Annotated in this window: 16 protein-coding genes; 10 read left to right on the top strand and 6 right to left on the bottom strand. The window is 72.4% G+C overall.

The genetic code is table 11. From position 1 onward, the window contains the following. The first annotated feature begins 209 nt into the window (after positions 1 to 209). Together ACLQ3B_RS29335 and pseI are read left to right on the top strand one after the other, a co-directional pair. Positions 210 to 1,373: a glycosyltransferase family 2 protein gene (locus tag ACLQ3B_RS29335; protein ID WP_425783933.1), complete on the top strand. Its 1,164-nt coding sequence runs from the start codon at positions 210 to 212 to the stop codon at positions 1,371 to 1,373. Positions 1,374 to 1,506: 133 nt separating this feature from the next. Then, positions 1,507 to 2,559, top strand: a complete 1,053-nt coding sequence (gene pseI / locus ACLQ3B_RS29330) for a pseudaminic acid synthase (RefSeq protein ID WP_425783932.1) — start codon at positions 1,507 to 1,509, stop codon at positions 2,557 to 2,559. A 352-nt stretch (positions 2,560 to 2,911) separates the two neighbouring features. Here the strand turns inward: pseI and ACLQ3B_RS29325 are convergent, their stop codons facing one another. Genes ACLQ3B_RS29325 through ACLQ3B_RS29310 form a run of 4 tightly spaced genes read right to left on the bottom strand, consistent with a single transcriptional unit; the run spans position 2,912 to position 5,639 of the window. Beyond that, positions 2,912 to 3,379, bottom strand: coding sequence for a hypothetical protein (locus ACLQ3B_RS29325; RefSeq protein WP_425783931.1), 468 nt, complete (start codon positions 3,377 to 3,379; stop codon positions 2,912 to 2,914). Beyond that, positions 3,363 to 4,118 carry an SDR family NAD(P)-dependent oxidoreductase gene (locus tag ACLQ3B_RS29320; protein WP_425783930.1) on the bottom strand — a complete coding sequence of 252 codons (756 nt, stop codon included), beginning with the start codon at positions 4,116 to 4,118 and terminating at the stop codon, positions 3,363 to 3,365. Before ACLQ3B_RS29320 ends, ACLQ3B_RS29325 begins: the two co-directional genes overlap by 17 nt. Continuing rightward, a complete protein-coding gene (locus ACLQ3B_RS29315; protein ID WP_425783929.1) occupies positions 4,111 to 5,391 on the bottom strand; it encodes an AMP-binding protein in 1,281 nt (426 codons plus the stop codon). Before ACLQ3B_RS29315 ends, ACLQ3B_RS29320 begins: the two co-directional genes overlap by 8 nt. Further along, positions 5,388 to 5,639: an acyl carrier protein gene (locus ACLQ3B_RS29310; RefSeq protein ID WP_091401397.1), complete on the bottom strand. Its 252-nt coding sequence runs from the start codon at positions 5,637 to 5,639 to the stop codon at positions 5,388 to 5,390. Before ACLQ3B_RS29310 ends, ACLQ3B_RS29315 begins: the two co-directional genes overlap by 4 nt. 73 nt (positions 5,640 to 5,712) lie before the next feature. Between ACLQ3B_RS29310 and ACLQ3B_RS29305 the strand changes: the two genes are divergently transcribed. Beyond that, positions 5,713 to 6,249: a GNAT family N-acetyltransferase gene (locus tag ACLQ3B_RS29305; RefSeq protein WP_425783928.1), complete on the top strand. Its 537-nt coding sequence runs from the start codon at positions 5,713 to 5,715 to the stop codon at positions 6,247 to 6,249. Between the two features lie 102 nt (positions 6,250 to 6,351). Here the strand turns inward: ACLQ3B_RS29305 and ACLQ3B_RS29300 are convergent, their stop codons facing one another. Further along, positions 6,352 to 8,088, bottom strand: a complete 1,737-nt coding sequence (locus tag ACLQ3B_RS29300) for an ArnT family glycosyltransferase (protein ID WP_425783927.1) — start codon at positions 8,086 to 8,088, stop codon at positions 6,352 to 6,354. Between the two features lie 365 nt (positions 8,089 to 8,453). Between ACLQ3B_RS29300 and pseB the strand changes: the two genes are divergently transcribed. The 7 genes from pseB to ACLQ3B_RS29265 are packed head-to-tail and all read left to right on the top strand — an operon-like array spanning position 8,454 to position 15,795. After that, entirely contained in the window at positions 8,454 to 9,437 is a 984-nt protein-coding gene (gene pseB / locus ACLQ3B_RS29295; RefSeq protein ID WP_425783926.1) for a UDP-N-acetylglucosamine 4,6-dehydratase (inverting), read from the top strand. After that, entirely contained in the window at positions 9,434 to 10,591 is a 1,158-nt protein-coding gene (locus tag ACLQ3B_RS29290) for a DegT/DnrJ/EryC1/StrS family aminotransferase (RefSeq protein WP_425783925.1), read from the top strand. The genes pseB and ACLQ3B_RS29290 overlap by 4 nt, the downstream gene beginning before the upstream one ends. 10 nt (positions 10,592 to 10,601) lie before the next feature. After that, entirely contained in the window at positions 10,602 to 11,450 is an 849-nt protein-coding gene (locus ACLQ3B_RS29285; protein WP_425783924.1) for a hypothetical protein, read from the top strand. Continuing rightward, positions 11,440 to 13,266: a class I SAM-dependent methyltransferase gene (locus ACLQ3B_RS29280; protein WP_425783923.1), complete on the top strand. Its 1,827-nt coding sequence runs from the start codon at positions 11,440 to 11,442 to the stop codon at positions 13,264 to 13,266. Before ACLQ3B_RS29285 ends, ACLQ3B_RS29280 begins: the two co-directional genes overlap by 11 nt. Then, positions 13,263 to 14,036: a cytidylyltransferase domain-containing protein gene (locus ACLQ3B_RS29275; protein WP_425783922.1), complete on the top strand. Its 774-nt coding sequence runs from the start codon at positions 13,263 to 13,265 to the stop codon at positions 14,034 to 14,036. The genes ACLQ3B_RS29280 and ACLQ3B_RS29275 overlap by 4 nt, the downstream gene beginning before the upstream one ends. Beyond that, on the top strand, positions 14,033 to 15,118 hold the full coding sequence (locus tag ACLQ3B_RS29270; RefSeq protein ID WP_425784005.1) for a PseG/SpsG family protein: 1,086 nt from the start codon (positions 14,033 to 14,035) through the stop codon (positions 15,116 to 15,118). The genes ACLQ3B_RS29275 and ACLQ3B_RS29270 overlap by 4 nt, the downstream gene beginning before the upstream one ends. Before the next feature lie 41 nt (positions 15,119 to 15,159). Next, positions 15,160 to 15,795: an alpha-ketoglutarate-dependent dioxygenase AlkB gene (locus tag ACLQ3B_RS29265; protein ID WP_425783921.1), complete on the top strand. Its 636-nt coding sequence runs from the start codon at positions 15,160 to 15,162 to the stop codon at positions 15,793 to 15,795. Positions 15,796 to 16,121: 326 nt separating this feature from the next. On the opposite strand, the gene ACLQ3B_RS29260 is transcribed toward ACLQ3B_RS29265, so the two are convergent. Beyond that, a complete protein-coding gene (locus ACLQ3B_RS29260) occupies positions 16,122 to 18,605 on the bottom strand; it encodes a DNA topoisomerase (ATP-hydrolyzing) (RefSeq protein WP_425784004.1) in 2,484 nt (827 codons plus the stop codon). Positions 18,606 to 18,808: the final 203 nt, after the last annotated feature.

Raw genomic sequence — 18,808 nt, 5'->3', positions numbered from 1 at the left:
CTCCGCGCTGCCCCGCCGATGACGGGCGTCCCAGAGGCGGGCGGGCCGCCCAGCGTGTGGTCACCGGACGGAGTTTCCCGGTCTCCCAGGATCTGGGAAGCCCCGTCGGCCGTCGTTAACCTTCCGCTGGGCGGGAGTTCAGGGACTCCACCATCGGCGGCAACGTCAGGTTCCGGGGCCGGCCACCCAGGTCGTCGAAGGTGGCGGACGTGGTCAATGAGCCGACGCACGCACCGCTGCTGAGCATCGTCGTGCCCGTCTACGGCGTCGAGGCGTACCTGTACCAGTGCCTCGAGTCGATCCGGGCCAACATCCCGGCGGGCGAGTCGGACGCGGTCGAGCTGATCGCCGTCGACGACGCCTCCCCGGACGGCTGCGGCGACATGCTCCGCTCGTACGCGGTCGGCCGTGACGGCGTCCGCGTCGTGCACCTGAGCAGCAACGTGGGTCTGGGGCTGGCCCGCAACGCCGGGCTCGACGTGGCCACCGGCCGATACGTCTGGTTCGTCGACAGCGACGACTGGTTGCCACCGGGCACGATCGCGGCGGTGCTGGACCGGCTGCGCCAGCAACAGCCCGACGTGCTGATGCTCGACCACCTGCGGGTGCACGAGGACGGCCGGCGGGAGGTCGACGCGAGCAGCCCACTGCTGCGCGGAATCACAGGCGTCACCCGGCTGGCCGACCAACCGCAGCTGCTGCGGGTGCAGCACACCGCCTGGAACAAGGTGGTCCGCCGGGACTTCATGGACGAGCTGGAGCTGCGCTTCTTCCCCGGCTGGTACGAGGACATCCCGTTCAGCCATCCCCTGCTGATCGGGGCCGAGAAGGTCTCCGTGCTGGACCGGGTCTGCTACCTGTACCGCCAGGGCCGCCAGGGTGCGATCACCTCCACCCGCAGCGGCCGGCACTTCGACGCCTTCGCCCAGTACGAGCGGCTGCTGGACTGGGTCGCGCGCAAGCACCCGGACGAGCGGTTGCAGGCCGAGTTGTTCGAGCTGATGATCAACCACTACCTGGTGGTGGTGGGTAACGACGGCCGGCTGCACCCACACCTGCGGCGCGACTTCTTCCACCGGGCCGCCGCGCACTACCGTCGGTACCTGCCCACCGGCGGCTACCCGCTGCCCCCCGGCGTGAGCGGGCTCAAGCACCGCCTCGTCGGGCGGGGTGACTGGTTGGCGTACTCGGCGCTGCGCCAGGCCCACCGGGTCGCTTGTCGTCTGCGTCGGCCCGGCCCGGAGGGCGGCGCCGACAACGGTTCGGTCGCCGCCGACGAGGACCCGGGCCGAGGGGCGGGCGCCGCGCCGACGCGCGACGGGCGGCTCGCGCCGGATCGACGCGACATGCTGGCCGCTGGTCGGCTGCCGTGATCGGCTCCACCACACCACACGCCGGGGGCCGGGGCGGCTCCCGGCGACCTCGTTTTCCAGGTCGTCCGCCCGCCGGGTGGACGACGACAGCACCACCGCACCCCGGTGCGGGCGTACCCGAGCAGAGGTCGGAATGACGGCGACAATCAAGATCGGACCGCACGCGGTCGGTGCCGGGGAGCGACCGTTCGTGGTCGCTGAGATGTCCGGCAACCACAACGGCGATCTGAACCGGGCGCTGACCATCGTCGACGCGGTGGCCGACAGCGGGGCGCACGCGCTGAAGCTCCAGACGTACCGGCCGGACACGATCACCATCGACGTCGACACCCCGGCGTTCCGGATCTCCAACGGGCACGAGCTGTGGGGCGGGGAGAACCTGTACCGCCTCTACGAGCGCGCGCACACCCCGTACGAGTGGCACGCCCCGATCTTCGAACGGGCCCGCGAGCGTGGCCTGACCGTGTTCTCGTCGCCGTTCGACGCGACAGCCGTGGAGCTGCTGGAGTCGCTGGACGCGCCCGCGTACAAGATCGCCTCGTCGGAACTGGTGGACCTGCCGCTGATCCGGCTCGTGGCCAGCACCGGCAAGCCGATGGTGATCTCCACCGGAATGGCGACGGTGGCCGAGATCGACGCCGCCGTACGCACCGCCCGGGCCGGTGGCGCGGCGGGCGTCGTCCTGCTGGCCTGCACCGCGTCCTACCCGGCGCCGCCGGCCGACAGCAACCTGCGCCGGCTGCCGGTGCTGGCCGGTGCGTTCGACGTGCCGGTCGGGCTCTCCGACCACACCCCCGGCATCGGGGTGGCGGTCGCCTCGGTGGCGCTCGGCGCCTGCTTCATCGAGAAGCACGTGACGCTGGACCGGGCCGACGGCGGCGTGGACTCGGACTTCTCCCTGAACCCGGCGGAGCTCACGGCCCTGGTCGCCGAGTCCGGCCGCGCGTACGCGGCGCTGGGCGGCACCGCTATCGGCCCCACCCCCGCGGAGCGGGAGGGGCTGCGGTTTCGCCGGTCGCTCTTCGTGGTCGAGGACGTCCGGGCCGGCGATCCGGTGACCGCGCACAACGTCCGCTCGATCCGGCCGGCCGGCGGGCTGGCCCCCGTGGAGATCGACCGGGTCCTGGGCCGGACCTTCACCACCGACGTCCCCCGCGGCACCCCCCTGACCTGGGACCAGATCTAACCGCCCCACCCCACCGATCTTGCACTTACTGTCCCGACGAAAGGCGTGGTAAGCCGCGATTCGGCGTCCGCAAGTGCAAGATCGACGGACGGGAGGGGCGCGGCGGGAGGGGGCGCTTACCGGCCGGCGCCGGTCGGTGGGTTGAGCGCCTGTAGAGCTGCCCCGAGTATGGGGCAGCGCAGGCCGATCGCGACGGGGCCGCCTGGCCAGGGCGGCACAGGCCAACCAAGACGGACAGGCCAACCAAGACGGACAGGCCAACCAAGGCGGCACAGCCCGGTGGCAGAAGCCCCGGTTGTGGGGCAGCTCTACAGGCACGCGTCGAGCCCAGACCGGCCAGCTGCGGCAGCGGCTACCCAGCCACCTGAAGACCCGGTCGCGCCACCGACAAGGGAGCGGGCGCGGGGGCGAAGCCGACGGTTACCACCAGGTCGGCCACCCCGAACGTTCGCCAGACCGCCGATCCGTCGGCCGGCGCACCCAGACCATGGCGCCGCCACCAGGCCGCCACCGACACGTCGGCCAGCTTGCAGCAGCACTCGGCGCGGGTCCACCGTGCCCAGAAGTCCTGCACGCCGAACCGGCGGGCCAGCGCCGGGGGCACCGGAGCGTTCGCGCGTTCCGCGTCGATGGCCACCCGCCAACCGGGCGCCGGCGGGCCGTACCAGCCGACGCACCGTCCGTCGTCGAGGTGGCTGCGGGTCACCGCGTCGGCCAGGTCGGCGGGAGCGCCGATGCGCAGATGCCCCTCGGCGGCGACGAGCAACCCCGGCACAAGACGCGGCCGGACCAGCCGCTCCAGGTCAGATGGCGGCGGCACCGTCCACCACGATGACCTGGCCGTTGATGTTGGTGTGCTCCCGGAGCAGCATCCGTACGACCGGGGTGACCTCCACCGGTTCGGTCAGGTGACCGGTCGGGGTGCGGCGCACGATCTGGTCGAGCTGGGTCGGGCCGAGCACGGCGGACATCTCCGAGGCGAAGAAGCCGGGCGCCACCGAGTTGACGAGCATCCGGCCGCCCAGTTCGCGGGCGAGCGAGCGGGTGGCGGCGTCCATGCCGCCCTTGGTGGCCGAGTACGCGACGAGGCCGGGGAAGCCGCGTTGCCCGCAGATCGAGGTGATGTTGACGATCCGCCCGCGCAGCCCCTTGGCGAGCATCCGCCGGATCACCAGCCGGGTCAGCTGCAGTGGGGCCGTCAGGTTGGTCTCGACGATCCGGGCGATGTCGTCGGTGGCGGTGTGCGCGTGCAGGGAGTCCTGCCCCATGGCGGCGTTGTTGACGATGCCGTCGATCGGGCCGAGACGCTGCTCCACCTCGCGGACGAAGCTCTGCGCGGCGCGCAGGTCGGTGACGTCCACCGAGCCGACGTGCACCCGGTCGGGGTGCTCGGCGGCGAGCTTCTCCAGCTCCGGGGTGACGGTGCGGGCGAACGCGGCCACCTTGACGCCCGCGTCGAGCAGGTCGGTGACGATGGCCAGGCCCAGGCCACGGGAACCGCCGGAGACGAGGACCACGGAGCTGGGCGGGACGAGCTGGGTGTCGGCGGGCTCAGACATCGCTCTTCAGGGTCTCCTTGACGGGAATGTCGGTCAGGACGCGAATGCGGCGCGGCACCGCGTGCTCGGGAAGCCGGTCGGCGCACCAGCGGACCAGCGCCGCCTCGTCGGCCACAGCGGCGTCGGCCAAGGACGCGTCGGCGGGGGCGAGAACCACCTCGGCGACCACCATCCGCCCGAGCACCGGGGCGCGGCGGCCGGTCACCCGGGCCCAGGCCACCGCCGGATGACCGGCCAGCACGCCGCGGACCACGCCGGCGGAGACCTTGCTACCGCCGACGTTGATCTCGTCGGAGTCCAGTCGGCCGGTGATCAGCACCCGGCCGTCGAGCACCTGCACCCGGTCGCCGGTGTGGACCGGGCCGGCGAGACCAGCCCCGTGGTACGGGGAGGTGACCACCAGTTCGTCGGCGCGGACGGAGAGCGTCGGCCTACCCGGTGTTTCCCGGTCCAGCCAGTCGACCGGGAACCCGGCCCGCCCGTCGTGCACCACAATGGACGCCCCCACCTCGGAGGACGCGTAGATCCAGGAGATCCGGGCCGTCGGGAAGACCTCCCGCAGTTGGTCCAGGATCGCCTGGTCCACCGGCTCTCCGCCGAGGGTGATCTGACGCAGCGGCACCCGGGCCAGCGCGTCGGCGTCGCGGTAGAGGGTGCGCCGCCAGAAGGTCGGGGTGCCGGAGGCGGCGTCCACCCCGTGCGCGGCCGCGACCGAGGGCCAGTCGTCCAACTCGTCGGGCTCGACCACCACCAGATGCTGGCCGGGCTGGGTCAGCGACAGGGTGACCACCTGCCACCAGGCGTACGTGCCGGGGGCGTACGGGCAGAGCCAGGTGCGCTCAGGCTGGCCCGCGCGCACGGTGGTCAGCGTGTCGAGGGTGTGCCCGACCCGCTTCGGACGCCCCGTCGAGCCCGAGGTCAGCAGCCAGAGCCGGCCGTGCTCGGCGGCTCGCGGCCGGGCCGGCGCGCTCGGGTGCACGCCGTCGTCGTCGAGGACGCCGACGGTGAACCCGGCCTCCAGCAGCTCGGCGCGCTGCACGGCGTCGACCCGACTCGCGGTGCTGAGCAGCAGCTCGGTGCCGTGCACGGCGTGCTGCCGCGCCGCGGTGAGCGCGTGCACGGCGGAGCGGGCGAGCACCGCCGCGGGGTCGGGAAGTGTCGGCGTCGGCAGCGAGCGCCAGGTCAGCGCGGCGCCGCCGACGACGAGCCGGTTGTCGACCCCGGCCGGCTCCGGGTACGCGGGCGCGGGGTGGCGCGACGTCGCGACGGTCACTGGTGTTGAAGCTCGACGAGGAAGTCGAGGACGTCCCCGACGGTGGCGATGCGCCGCAGCCCGGGGGCGTCGAAGTTGAGCTCCTCCCCCGTCTCGTCCTCCACTCGCAGGGCCAGCTCGGAGAAGTCGAGCGACCGGAACCCGATCTCTCGCAACTGCGCCGCGTCGTCCGCGGGCAGCTCCTTGTCCTGGTTTTTCAGCACCTGAGCCATGAGGTCGCGGATCTGCGCGCGACTCAATTCGTTCATGCGCCGCAGTCTACAACCCAACGAATGGATAACCGATTTCCCGGTAGGCCCGGGTAAGGTGCCTCGACCCGACGTGAACGGCGAGGAAAGCGAGACGCAGGTGTTGCGCGAAGCGACGGCGGACGACGTTCATCTGATGTTGTCCTGGCGTAATCAGGAAACCAATCGACAGGTCAGCAAGACCAGTCACGAGATCACCGCCGAGGAGCACGCCCGGTGGTGGTCGGCGGTCCGCGACGACAGGTCCCGGCGGGTGCTGGTGTACGTCCGCGACGACCGTCCCTGCGGTGTGGTCACCTTCTTTGACCTGCGGTTGGACGGCCCCCGTACTGGCGCGTGGGGCTTCTATCTGGACGCCGACGGGCTGGACGTGCGGTGCGAGACCCTGCCGGCCTGGCTGGGCGTCATGCGGGAGGCCGTCGAGTACGCCTTCGACGGGCTGCACCTGGACCGACTCGACGGGGAGGTGCTCGGCCACAATACGGTCGTACGACAGATGAACCGGCGTTTCCGATTCGTCGAGGGCACTCCGCGACAGGAGCTGTCCGACGGCCGGGAAATCACCGTCATCCCGATTTCTCTGACTCGGGCAGATCGCCGTCAGCGCTGATTGTCGGACAGTTTTCCGCAATGGACGGGAGCCATTAACCGACCGTGCTCCCGGTGGACATCCGCCGTTCACGAATAGCGGTGTCCACCGGGGCGCGGCGGGTCAGACCCGCCGCCAGGCCGCCCAGTGCTGTTTCGGGTTGCCGCCGAGTCGAACGAAGCCGTACGCCGCGCCGTCCCAGTCGTCGCCCTGCCCGGGCGCCCAGCGGGCGAACACGACCTGCGCCGCGGCCGGCGGCTGCTCGTCGTCGAACCACCGGACGTCGGTCCAGGTCACCTGGTGGCTGAGGTTGAACCGGACGACGTAGTTCACGCCGGTCGAGGCCCACACCCGCTCGCCGGGGCGTACGCCGACGTCGGCCACCCGGGGCGTCGGCGCGGTGTTCGCGGCGATCGGTCGCACGATCCGTTGGTCGATCACCTGCATCGTGACGAGGTTGACCACCACGAGGGCGCCGAGGATCGGCAGCCGCAGGCGGGGCACCCGGACCGCGGCGACGAGCAGCGCACAGCCGGCGATGCCGACCAGCGAGCCCAGCACCGGTCGCAGCTCCCGCCAGCCCCCGGTCAACGCCATCAGGTCCGGCGCGCTGAAGCCGCCGTAGCGCAACCGGTGGCCCTGGCTGGTCACGTACGCGAGTCGGGCGGCGACCAGCGCGCCGCCACCGACCAGCAACGCCACCGCGACGGCCGCCCGGCGCAACACCACCCGCCACCCGGCGGTGAACAGCACCCCCAGCCCGACCAGCAGCCAGAACGGGGCGAGCATCTGCACGTAGCGCCCGTAGATCGCGTCCAGTGGCTTGCCGGTGATGCCGGACAGGATCACCGACGCGCCGCCGGCCACCCCGACGGTCACCACCAGCGCCACGCCCATCGTCCAGCGGGCCGCGTCACCGTGCCGTGGGCGCCACAGCTCGCGCACGGCGCCGGCCCAGGCCACCCCGGCCATCCCGAACGTGATCACCACGAGGTACCAGAGCTGGGTGGTGACCGCCGCGCTCACCCGGGCCACACCCTGGGCCGAGGCGAGCGCCTCGAACGTGCTGCCGCCGGGGGTGCTGCCGAGCAGGTAGACCCTGCCGCCGAGGTGGCGGATGGCGGCCTCGTTGACGAGCGCCATGGCGAGGACCGGCAGCAGCGCGGCGAGCACCACGGGCGGGCTGATCCGTCGGCGGATGAACAGCAGCAGGACCAGCCCGGCGTGTACGGCCACGATCACCAGGCCACGGGAGTGCAGCAGGTGGAACCCGCCGACCAGCAGGCCGACGGTGGCGGCGGCGAGCGGGCCGGGCCGGGCGATCCAACGGTGCACGGCGAGCAGCCAGGCGACCACGAGCGGCGCCATCACCGCGTCGATCATGGCGACGCCCGCGTAGAAGGCGGTGGCCGGCAGCGTCGCCGCCGCGACCGCGCCGAGCAGCGCGTACGAGCGGCGCAGTTGGAACAGGCGGCGACCGAGGAGGTACGCCAGCGGCAGCAACGTCGAGTTCACCATCGCGTTGATCAGCTGGACGATCCGGTAGCTGTCGGTGAAGTCCCGGTCCCCGAGGAATGCCGGCGAGATCAGCATCGGGTAGCCGACCCGGCGCAGCAGGTCGTTCTCGCTGCTGAAGCCCCCCGGGCCGCCCGCGAGCGCGCGGGCGGTGTTCAGGTAGCTGTCCTCGTCGGTGTGCGCGATCGGCAGCACGATGTGCCGGGACAACCACATCCGCCAGGCCACGCTGAGCACCCAACCGACGACCAGCAGCAGCGGTACCAGCCAACGCCGGGCGGACGGGCCGTTCGGCGTCTCGGCCACCACCACCGGCCGTTCGATCACGTCACTACCGGGTGCCATCAACGCCTCCAGAATTGCCGGCCGGACCGGGCCCACGCCGATCCGACGGGCCCGCCGGCCGGTGTCGGTGACGCCCTGGGTGGCCCGCTCGCACCGAGCCGGTGTGGATGTCGGGTGAACGCGGGACCCGGCTGCGCGCGGGGCCGCCGGGTCGTTCGCGCGGTCACTGTAGCGGCCCGATCCGGCCAGGTCAGCCCACATCTGGGGCGGTCGGAAGTGTTCTCCTACGCGGTGTCCGGCATTCACGGGAGCAGAGGTTGTGGTTCACCCGTGAGCGCCGAGGAGTTAACCCGCCATGGCTAGCGTGTCACCCCGGTCGGCCGGCCCAGGGCCGCTCGTTCATCCACGAACACGGGAGCACCACATTGAGTGAGTTGAATGGATCGTCCATTCTGATCACCGGGGGAACTGGTTCCTTCGGCAGGACGTTCCTCCGGCACATCCTCAACGAGGCCGACCCCGCCCGCGTGGTGGTGTTCTCCCGTGACGAGCTCAAGCAGTACGAGCTGCGCCAGCAACTCGGCGACGATCCGCGGCTGCGCTGGTTCATCGGCGACATCCGGGACCGGCACCGCCTGACCCGGGCCATGCACGGCGTGGACCACGTGGTGCACGCCGCCGCGCTGAAGCAGGTGGACACCGCGGAGTACAACCCCTCGGAGTACATCGCCACGAACATCACCGGCTCGCAGCACGTCGTCGACGCGGCGATCGAGGCCGGCGTCAAGAAGGTCATCGCGCTCTCCACCGACAAGGCGTCCAGCCCGATCAACCTGTACGGCGCGACGAAGCTGGTCGGCGACAAGCTGTTCGTCTCGGCGAACCACTACGCCGCCCAGCACCCCACCCGGTTCTCGGTGGTGCGCTACGGCAACGTGGTGGGCAGCCGCGGTTCGGTCGTCCCGCTGTTCCGTCGGCTGGCCGCCGAGGGCAAGAGCCTGCCGATCACCGACAAGCGGATGACCCGCTTCTGGATCACGCTCGACCAGGCCGTGCAGTTCGTCATGGACTCGTTCGACCAGATGCAGGGCGGCGAGCTGTTCGTGCCGCGTATCCCGAGCATGCGCATCCTCGACCTGGTCGAGGCCGTGGCCCCGGAGGCCACCACCCACGAGATCGGGATCCGGCCGGGCGAGAAGCTGCACGAGGAGATGATCGCGCCCGACGACAGCCGGCGGACGCTGCGCGCCGATGGCCGGTTCATCGTCCAGCCGACCATCGCCACCTGGGGCTACCAGGCGCCTGTCGACTGCGACCCGGTGCCGGACGGCTTCGCCTACCAGTCGGACACCAACGACGAGTGGCTCACCGTCGAGCAGTTGCGCGACATGCTCGGCATCAACGGATGACGGGGATGCTCCCGTACGGCCGGCAGTCGATCAGCGAGGACGACGTCGCGGCCGTCGCCGACGTGCTGCGCGGCGACTGGCTCACCACCGGCCCGCAGGTCGACGCCTTCGAGGCCGACCTCGCCCGGTGGACCGGCGGGGTCGGTGTCGCCGCCGTCTCCAACGGCACCGCGGCGCTGCACGTGGCGTACGCGGCGGCCGGGGTGGGGCCGGGCGACGAGGTGGTCGTCCCGCCGATGACGTTCGTGGCGACCGCCAGCAGCGCGGTCGCCCTCGGCGCGAAGATCGTGTTCGCGGACGTCGACGACGAGACGTTCTGCCTCGACCCGGCGGCGGCCGCCGCCGCGCTCACCGCACGGACGAAGGTCGTGGCCGCTGTCGACTACGCCGGCCACCCCGCCGACTACGACGCGTTGCGCACGTCGGTCGAGGGCAGCGACGCGCTGCTGCTCGCCGACGCGGCGCACTCGATCGGCGGGACGTACCGCGGTCGGCCGATCGGTTCGCTCGCCGACCTGACCACGTTCTCGTTCTTCCCCACGAAGAACCTGACCACCGCCGAGGGCGGCGCCGTCGCGGCGCTGGACCCGGCGATCCTGAGGCGGGCCCGCCGGTTCCGGGGCGTCGGGGTGGTCCGCGAACGCGACGAGCTGCGTTTCCCGGACGAGGGCGGCTGGCACCAGGAGGTGCACGAGTTCGGGTTGAACTACCGACTGCCGGACGTGCTCTGTGCCCTGGGTCGCAGCCAACTCCGTCGGCTCGGCGAGTTCACGGCCCGCCGCAGCGCCCTGGTCGCCCGCTACGACGAGGCGCTTGCCGACCTGGACGGCGTGCTGCTGCCCACCCGCAGGTCATGGGCCGACCCGGCCTGGCACCTCTACCCGATCCGGGTGCTCGACGGTCGTCGCCGCGAGGTGTACGACCGGATGCGGGCCGCCGGCATCGGCGTCCAGGTCAACTACCTCCCGGTGCACTGGCACCCGGCCTTCGCCGACCTGGGTTACCGGCGCGGGTCCTGCCCGGTGGCCGAGTCGTTCTACTCCCAGCAGCTGTCGCTGCCGCTCTACCCGGGGCTCAGCGACGCCGACCAGGACCGCGTCATCGACGCGCTGACCGCCGCGGTGCGGGTCGGCTCGGTGCGTTCCGCCGCCTGATGGGAACCTGATGCACCACGCCAACCACTTCTACGGCCACGCGCACGTGCTGGCCCGGTACGCCGGCCTCGGCGACCGGCACCCACCCCGGATCAACGGGTACGTGCAGCACGGCTGGAACATCGGTGACGGCCTGGCCCCCGGCCACCCGTACGCCGAACGCACCCCCAGCCTGCTCTGGTCCGAGCAGACCCGCCGCCGGGCCTGGTCGGTGGGGCGACGCAACGTGGTCGTCATCGGCGCGCCGTTCAGCTACCTGCTGGCCCTGCGACCCGAGGAACCACCGGCCGAGGAACGGGAGGGCACCATCTGGTACCCGTTCCACGGCTGGGAGGGCCAGCATGTCAAGGGCGACCACCGCAAGCTGATCGCCCTCATCCAGGACACCGAGCCCGGCCCGGTCACGGTCTGCCTCTACTGGCACGAGTACCGGATGCGCAACGTGCGCCGGCTCTACGAGCGCGCCGGGTTCCGGGTGATCTGCCACGGCTACCGGGGGCACTGGTGGAAGGACACCGACCCGGAGTTCCTCGACCGACAGCTCACCGAGCTGCGCCGGCACCGCCGGGTAGCCTCCAACCGGCTGACCAGCGCGATCTTCTACGGCATCGCCGCGGGGTGCGAGCCGGCGGTCTACGGCGACCCGATGGTCCTGTCCAACGAGGACCCGACCTTCGGCGGCACCGCCCGGATCCGGCGGCAGTGGCCACAGTTGCACGGCACGACTGTCGACCTGCCCACCGCGATCGAGATCGCCCGCGCCGAGCTGGGCACCGACCACCGCTGCACGCCCGCCGAGCTCCGCGAGCTGCTCGGTTGGGCGCACCTCCAGGAGGAAGAGGAAGACCGTGACGACTGAGACGGCACCCGCCGGCCGGATCACCCTGCCGGGCGGCGAGATGCTGGCCTGGTCGGACCTGCCGCGGGAGCGGCTGGCCAACGGTGGACCCGTCGCCGCGCTGGCCGCCCGGCTGGTGCCGCCCGGCGCCCGGGTCCTGGTGGCCGGTCCACACGACCCGGCGCTGCTCGACCAGCTCACCCACGCCGAGGTGACCTGCCTGCTGCGCAGCCACCCGGACGCGGTGGCGCTGGCGCACCGGGCCGCCCGCGTGGTGGTGGGCGGCCCGGCCGGGTTGCCCGACGACGAGACGTACGACGTGGTGATCGCGGCTGCCGGGCTGGACCCGGTGGAGTCGGTGGAGGGCGCCCGGCTCGGCTGGGACGGTGTGCTGGCCCGACTCGTCGCCGCGGTACGGCCGGGTGGCGCGTTGCTGCTGCGCCTGGACAACCCGCTGGGCCTGCACCGGCTCGTCGACACCACCCCCTGGTACGCAAGCCGGGACGACTCCGCCTGGGTGATCGGCGGAGTGCTGGACCGCGCCCACCCGACCAACCGGGACCAGTTGCGCGACCGGCTGCGCGCGGCGGGGCTGCGGCCGGCCGCGTGCTGGGCCGCGTACCCCGATGTCAGCACCCCGACGGCGCTGCTGGACGCCGACCACCTCGACCGGGACGCCGGCTCCGGCCTGTTCGACGCGGTGCTGCACGGCGCCTGCGCCGGGGGTTTCACAAGCGCCACAGTGCTCCAGGACCCGGCCCGACTGGCGGTGGACGCGCTGCACGCCGGGCGCGCGGCCGACCTCGCACCGGGCTGGCTGACGCTCGCCCACCGGCCCCTCGACCCCACGGACCCGACCACGCCGACCACCGATCGCGACCTGCCGGTGACTCTCGTGCAGACCGGTCGCCCCGGCATCGGCGTGCTGGAGGTGCTGCACGGCCCGTCCGGTTGGCGCTGGGGGCTCATCCCGGCCGCCGACCCGAGGACGCCGGCCGGCACGCCGTTCGACGGCCGCGAGGCCGCGTACCGGGACGCGGACGCTCTGTCCGGGCCGGTGCCGTCCGGCCGGCTGCTGCGTACCCTGCTGCTCGACGCGGCCCTGCGCCGCGACCTGGCGACCCTGCGCGCGCTGCTGGACGGGTACGCGGGCTGGCTCGCCGACCAGGCCGACAGCGAGGGTCGGATCGCCGGCGCGGCGGCGCTGGCCGGAACCGACAACGTCGTGGTCGACGGCGAGCGGTACGCGGTGCTCGACCCCAGCTGGCGGGCCACCGCCGCGCTGCCCACCGACGTGGTGCTCGCCCGCGGGCTGTGGCGCTTCGCCGCGGGCCTGCTCACCGGCGGCTACGCCCATCCGTGGTCGTCCACTCTCGACGTCGCGGGCCTGACCGTGGTGCTCGGCGGCCTCGCCGGCCACGACCTCGACCGCGCGACCGTCAGCGAGGCGGTGGACGCCGAGGCGGCCATCGCCGCCGCGCTGCACGGGTTGGACGCCGGCGGCAGGGTCGACCTCGCCGCCGAGCTGCACGCCGTCGCGCCGACCGACCCGCCGGTCGGCGGGCACAGCTACCAGCAGCTGCGCGAGGCGTGGCTGCGCCAGCGCGAGGAACTCACCCGGTTGGCCGCGCTGACCGCGTGGACCGAGGAACTGCTCACCTCGCGGGAACGGGCGCTGCGCCGGGCCGAGACGACGATCGGCCTGCTCAGCGGGTCGATCAGCTACCGGGTGGGCCGGCTCGCCATCACCCCGGCCCGGCTGGCCAAGCGGGGCGCCCGCGCCGCCAAACGCCGGGCCACAGCGGTATTCGCCCCCAGGCAGGAGGAGCAGCAGTGACCGCCGTACCGGTGCCCGCGGCCTCCCGGGACGACGCGGGGCCACGGATCGTCGGCATCGTGCAGGCGCGGATGGGCTCGTCCCGACTGCCCGGCAAGGTGCTCCGCCCGCTCGCCGGACGTTCCGTGCTGGGCCGGGTCGTACGCGCCGCCCGGGACAGCGGCGTCCTGGCCGACCTGGTGGTCGCCACCAGCACCGACTCGGTCGACGACGCGGTGGTGGCCGAATGCGCGCGGCTGGGCGTGGCGTGCCACCGCGGGCCGGTCGACGACGTGCTGGATCGCTTCGTGGGCGCCCTCGCGGCGCACCCGGGGGACGCCGTCATGCGGTTCACCGCCGACTGCCCGCTGCTCGACCCGGAGATCATCACAGTGGTCGCGGCGGTGTACCGGGCGGTCCCCGGGCTGGACTACGCGAGCACGTCGATCGCCCGGACCCTGCCCCGCGGGCTGGACGTCGAGATCATCCGAGCGGAGACGCTGCGCACCCTGGGCCGGCTCGCCACCGACCACCACCGGGTGCACGTGACCTCGTACGCGTACACCCACCCGGAGCTGTTCCGGGTGCTCGGGGTGACGCTCACGCCGGACCGTTCCGCGCTGCGGCTGACCCTCGACACCGAGCGGGACTGGGCGCTGGTCAGCGCGATCATCGACCACTTCGGCGACGTCAGCGTGCCGCTGGCCAAGCTCGCCGACTGGCTCGACGGTCAGCCCCGGCTACGCTCGCTCAACGCCGACGTACGACAGAAGCAACTGGAGGAATCCTGAGCACCCTGAGGGTCGGGTTGCGCTGCGACGCCGGGCCATGGCGCGGCGTCGGCCACCTCGTCCGCTGCCTGGCGCTCGCCGAGGAGTTCCGCGCCCGGGGCGCCGACGTCACCGTGTTCGGCACCGTCGAACGGCTCGACTGGGCCATCGCGGAGCTGGCCGCCCGGGGCATCCCGCTGCTGCCCGGCCCGGACTCGGCGGCCGACCTGGTCGAGGCGGCCCGCCGACACGACCTGGACGTGCTGGTCCTCGACTCCTACGACCTGGACCCGGCCGGGGCCGGCGCCCTGCGCGCCGCCGGCGTGTACACCCTCGCCATCATCGACGGCGACAGCCGAGGCCAGGTCGCGGACCTCTACCTCGACCAGAACTTCGGAGCGGAGCTGAGTGCCGGGGCGGGCGTGGGTGTCGGGGCGGAGCTGCCCGGCCGGTTGCTCGCCGGGAGCGGGTACGCCCTGCTGCGCGACACCGTGATCGGCTTCCGGCCACCTGTCGCCCCGCCCGCCACGACGGTCGGCCGCCCCCGGGTGCTGGCCTTCTTCGGCGGCACCGACGCGGTCGGCGCGGCCCCGGTCCTGACCCGGGTGCTGGTGGCCACCGGTCACCCGATGGACCTCACCGTCATCGTGGGACGACCCGAGATCGAAGCCGAGGTCGAGGACGTCACCCCCGGCCGGGGGCAGATCATCCGACCGGTCCCACCCACCACGGCGCTACCGGCACTGATCACCGAAGCCGACCTGGTGGTCAGCGCCGCCGGCACGTCCACCTGGGAACTCTGCTGCCTCGGCGCGCCCAGCGCACTGGTCTGCGTGGTCGACAACCAACGTGAGTCGTACAGCCGGGTGGTGCGGCACGGCCTGGCCGCCGGCCTCGGCGAACTGCCGGAACTGACGGCCGGCGGCGTCGCCGGACGCGCCGCCCGCGCGACGGCGGCGCGGACCCTGCACGGGCTGCTCAGCTCACCGCAGCGGCGCGCGACGCTCGCCGCGCGTGCCTGGTCCACCGTCGACGGGCAGGGCCGGGCACGGGTCGTGGACGCGGTGTTCGACGCCGTACGCACCGCCGCCGTCACCAGCTAACCGCTAGCACGGGTGTACGAAAGTGCTGCTAGGGTGGCCGCATGACGCCTGCCGCCTACCAGCCGTCGATGCTCGACCTGGCCGACGCCGGGCCGACCCTGGGGCCGCTGCCCGGTCAGATCCGCCGACACCAGATCAGCCGGGGCGCCTGGGTCGACCACCTCCCCGGCTGGGTGCGCGGCTCCGACACGGTCCTCGACACCCTGCTCACCGAGGTGCCCTGGCGTGCCGAACGGCGCACCATGTATGAGACCGAGGTCGACGTTCCCCGGCTGCTCTGCTGGTACGACGGCGCGAGGCAACTCCCGCACCCCGTGCTCACCGCCGCGCGGGCCGCGCTCACCGAGCACTACGCGCCCGAGCTGGGCGAGCCCTTCGTCACCGCCGGCATGTGCCTCTACCGCTCCGGGCGCGACAGCGTGGCCTGGCACGGCGACACCATCGGCCGCTCGGCGCACACCGACACGATCGTCGCGATCGTCTCCTTCGGAGCACCACGACCGCTGCTGCTGCGCCCACGCGGCGGCGGCGAGAGCCTGCGCTTCCCGGTGGGCCACGGTGACCTGATCGTCATGGGCGGCTCCTGCCAACGCACCTGGGAACACGCCATCCCCAAGACCACCCGCGCCGTAGGCCCCCGGGTAAGCGTCCAGTTCCGCCCCCACAACGTCGCCTAACCCAAACCCCGGCCCCGGCCCGACCCCGGCCCCGGCCCGGCCCGGCCCGGCCCGGCCCGGCCCGGCCCGGCCCGGCCCGGCCCCGGTCCGCATGATCGTGCTCGATCCAGGATCGAGTGGCATCGCCGCGTCGGTGAGACCACCACATCCAGGATCGAGCACGATCTTCGGCGGCTCCAGCGACAAGATCCGCACAATGTCAGGGAAAGTGCTGCCTGCGGCATCCCGGAAGCAGCACCTTCCCCGACGTTGTGCGGATCTTGGGGTCGGGCGGACGCTGGGCGCCCTGCCGGCGCACGCCCGGGGGGACAGCGCAGGTGGGTGGGTCAGTCGCGTTCGATCAGGTGGCCCACCACCGTTGGGCCGAGCATCACCGCGAAGCCACTGCCGTCACGGCGTGGGTCCGCCGCGGGCAACTCCACCGGGTCGCCGGTGGCGGTCGCGCCGACCGGTCGCGGGCCAACCCACGCAACGGCCACGTCCGTCTCACCCTTGAGGAAGCGGTGCGCGCGCACGCCGCCGGTCGCCCGGCCCTTCGCCGGGTACGCCTTGAACGGCGTCACCTTGACCGTCGCCCCGGTGGAGGTGACCACCATCGGCTCGCCATGCCCCGGGTCGTCGGTGCGCACCGCGCCGAAGAACGCCACCCGCGCCCCGGCCGGCAGGTTGATGCCGGCCATACCGCCGCCCTTGAGGCCCTGTGGCCGGACCAACCCGACGGGGAAGCGCAACAGCGACGCCTCCGAGGTGACGAAGGTCAGCGTCTCGGTGCCGTCGGTCAGCCAAGTCGCCCCGACCACCTCGTCACCGTCACGCAGACCGATCACCTCGAACTCGTCGGAGCGCACCGGCCACTCCGGTGCGCAGATCTTCACCGCGCCCTGCCGGGTGCCCAACGCCAGCCCCGGTGAGCCCTCCGCCTGCCCGCCGAGCGGGGCCAGGCCGACGACGGTCTCCCCCGCCGCCAGCGGCACCAGCTCGGCAGCGGACATGCCGCCCCGCAGTGACACCGTGCCCGCCTGCTCGGGCAGCACCGGCAGCGGCAGGACGTCGACCTTGAACGCCCGACCGGCGCTGGTCAACAACAGCACCCGACCACGGGCGGTGGAGTGCACGACGGCGCGTACCGTGTCGTGCTTGACCCGGCCGTTGCGGCGGCGGCCCTCGGAGCTCTCCTCCGACTCGGCCGCCGTCCGGGCGACCAGCCCGGTAGCGGAGAGGATCACCTGGCACGGGTCGTCGGCGACCTCCAGCGGGCCGGCCGGCGCGGACGCGGCCAGCACCTCCTTCAGGTCACCGTCGACAAGCGTCGTACGACGTTCGGTGCCGAACTGCTTGACCACGGCGGCCAGCTCGTCGGAGACCACCTTCCGGAGCACCCGCTCGTCGTCGAGGATCTTGCTCAACTCGGCGATCTCGGTGCGCAGCCGCTCCTGCTCGGCCTCCAGCTCGATCCGGTCGAACTTGGTCAGCCGGCGCAACGGAGTGTCCAGGATGTACGTGGCCTGGATGTCGGAGAGGCCGAACCGGCTCATTAGCCCGTCCTTCGCGGCCTGCGCGTCGTCGCTGCCCCGGATCAGCCGGACCACCTCGTCGATGTCCAGCAGAGCGATCAGCAGACCGTCGACCAGGTGCAGCCGTTCCTGACGCTTGCGCCGACGGTACGAGGTGCGCCGGGTGACCACCTCGTACCGGTGGGCCAGGAAGACCTCCAGCAGCGCCTTGAGGCCCAGCGTGCGCGGCTGCCCGTCGACCAGGACCAGGTTGTTGACGCCGAACGACTGCTCCAGCGGGGTCAGCCGGTAGAGGTCGGCGAGCAGCGCCTGCGGGTTGACCCCGACCTTGCACTCGACGACGAGCCGGGTGCCGCTCTCCCGGTCGGTGAGGTCCTTGACGTCGGCGATGCCGGTCAGCCGCTTGGTCTTGGTGACCTCGTTGGTGATCGCGGCGATGACCTTCTCGGCGCCGACGCCGTAGGGCAGTTCGACAACCGTGATCGCCTGACGGCCCCGGCTGCCCTCGATCGGGCCGATCTCCACCTTGCCGCGCATCCGCACCACGCCACGCCCGGTCTCGTACGCCCGGCGCACCTCGTCCAGGCCGAGCAGCACCCCACCGCTGGGCAGGTCCGGGCCGGGGACGAACTCCATGAGTTTGTCCAGAGTGGCGTCCGGGTGGTTGATCAGCCAGCGGGCCGCGGAGACGACCTCCGCCAGGTTGTGCGGGATCATGTTGGTGGCCATCCCGACCGCGATCCCGGACGCGCCGTTGACCAGCAGGTTGGGGAAGGCCGCCGGCAGCACTGTCGGCTGGGTCAGCGACCCGTCGTAGTTGGGCTCGACATCGACGGTGTCCTCGCCCAGCTCACCGACGAGCAGCATGGCCTCGCGAGACATGCGTGCTTCGGTGTATCTCGACGCAGCCGGGCCATCGTCCGGGGACCCAAAATTTCCATGCCCGTCGATGAGTGGCACGTTGAGGGAGAAGTCCTGCGCGAGGCGGACCATGGCGTCATAGATCGCCGTGTCACCGTGTGGGTGGTACTTACCCATGCAGTTGTGAACGACATAGCCCTCGGCGACGAACGCGTGCTCATCACTGCCTACCTGGATGTCGTACGTGACGTCGGGCGAAACCGCCTCGACCGACGTGACCCGCAGGAACGAACTGCCGACCAACGCGTCGAGTCGAGCAGCGAGCGGTGAGCCAAGGCGGTGGAGTTTGCGGATCCAGCCGTCGCGTACCGCGCGCTCCAACTGGAACGACCGGTCCGCGAGCGGAACCCCATTGCGGTCCTTGCCATACCGCACCTTCGGGCCGCCGCTCGCCGAGAGCGAGTCACGGAACGCCTGTCCGTCCTGGTCCCGGAACCACCCGCCGCCCTGATGCGCCGCGGTGAACTCCGCGATGACCGGACCGTACGGCAACCGGTCGTTGCCCTGCTTGCCGCTGTACTCGTAGCCGATCTCGGCAACCCGCTGCAAGCCGTCGTGCTTGTATCCGATCCGCACCC

The sequence above is a fragment of the Micromonospora sp. DT53 genome (assembly GCF_049841535.1).
Taxonomy (GTDB): Bacteria; Actinomycetota; Actinomycetes; order Mycobacteriales; family Micromonosporaceae; genus Micromonospora.
The sequence above is the reverse complement of the archived record's forward strand: the minus strand, read 5'-3'. Positions and strand labels throughout refer to the sequence as shown.